Source organism: Phaeobacter sp. A36a-5a (assembly GCF_037911135.1).
Classification (GTDB): domain Bacteria; phylum Pseudomonadota; class Alphaproteobacteria; order Rhodobacterales; family Rhodobacteraceae; genus Phaeobacter; species Phaeobacter bryozoorum.
This window is the reverse complement of the sequence record NZ_JBBLYU010000012.1, coordinates 1-1,122: the sequence shown is the minus strand read 5'-3', so window position 1 is coordinate 1,122 and position 1,122 is coordinate 1. Positions and strand designations below refer to the sequence as shown.

Annotated in this window: 1 protein-coding gene; it reads left to right on the top strand. The window is 61.1% G+C overall.

Annotated features, from left to right (window positions below):
• Positions 1-1,116, top strand: a 1,116-nt coding sequence (gmd, locus tag WLQ66_RS18785; RefSeq protein ID WP_340547865.1) for a GDP-mannose 4,6-dehydratase, incomplete at its 5' end; no start/stop codon positions are given.
• Positions 1,117-1,122 lie beyond the last annotated feature (6 nt).

The following is a 1,122-nucleotide window of genomic DNA, read 5'->3' as shown; positions in this document are numbered from 1 at the left end:
AAAAAAGCCCTCATCACCGGTGTGACGGGTCAGGATGGGTCCTACCTTGCGGAGTTTCTTCTGGAGAAGGGCTATGAGGTGCATGGGCTGAAGCGGCGGGCGTCGTCGTTCAACACCAGCCGGGTGGATCACATCTATCAGGATCCGCATGTGGATCATGCCCGCTTCAAGCTGCATTACGGCGATCTCACCGATACCTCCAACCTGACGCGGCTGCTGAGCGAGATCGAACCGGATGAGGTCTATAACCTCGGCGCGCAGTCTCATGTCGCCGTCAGTTTCGAGGCGCCGGAATATACCGCAGATGTCGATGGCATCGGCACCCTGCGCCTGCTGGAAGCGATCCGTTTCCTGGGGCTGGAGAAAAAGACCCGCTTCTATCAGGCGTCCACATCCGAGCTTTACGGCCTGGTGCAGGAAACCCCGCAGCGCGAGACCACGCCGTTTTATCCGCGCAGCCCTTATGCGGTGGCCAAGCTTTATTCCTACTGGATCACGGTCAATTACCGCGAGGCCTATGGCATCTATGCCTGCAACGGCATCCTGTTCAACCACGAGAGCCCGCGCCGGGGCGAGACCTTTGTGACGCGCAAGATCACCCGCGGCCTCGCCAATATCGCGCAAGGCCTCGAGGAGTGTCTCTATATGGGCAATATCGACAGTTTGCGCGACTGGGGCCATGCCAGGGATTACGTGCGGATGCAGTGGATGATGCTGCAGCAGGAGGCGCCCGAGGATTTCGTCATCGCCACCGGCAAGCAATATTCGGTGCGCCAGTTCATCACCTGGTCGGCGCAGGAGCTGGGGCTGACGCTGGCGTTTTCGGGCGAAGGCGAGGCCGAAATTGCCACCGTGACCGCGATTGAGGGCGATATGGCCCCGGCGCTGAAGGTGGGCGATGTGGTGCTGCGCATCGATCCGCGCTATTTCCGCCCCGCCGAGGTGGAGACGCTGCTGGGCGATCCGGGTAAGGCAAAGCAGAAACTGGGCTGGGAGCCGGAGATCACCACCGAGGAGATGTGCGCCGAAATGGTGCGCGAAGACCTCAAAACCGCCCGCCGCCACGCCCTGCTGAAAGAACACGGCATGGATCTGCCGGTCAGCACCGAGGGCTGAGGATAT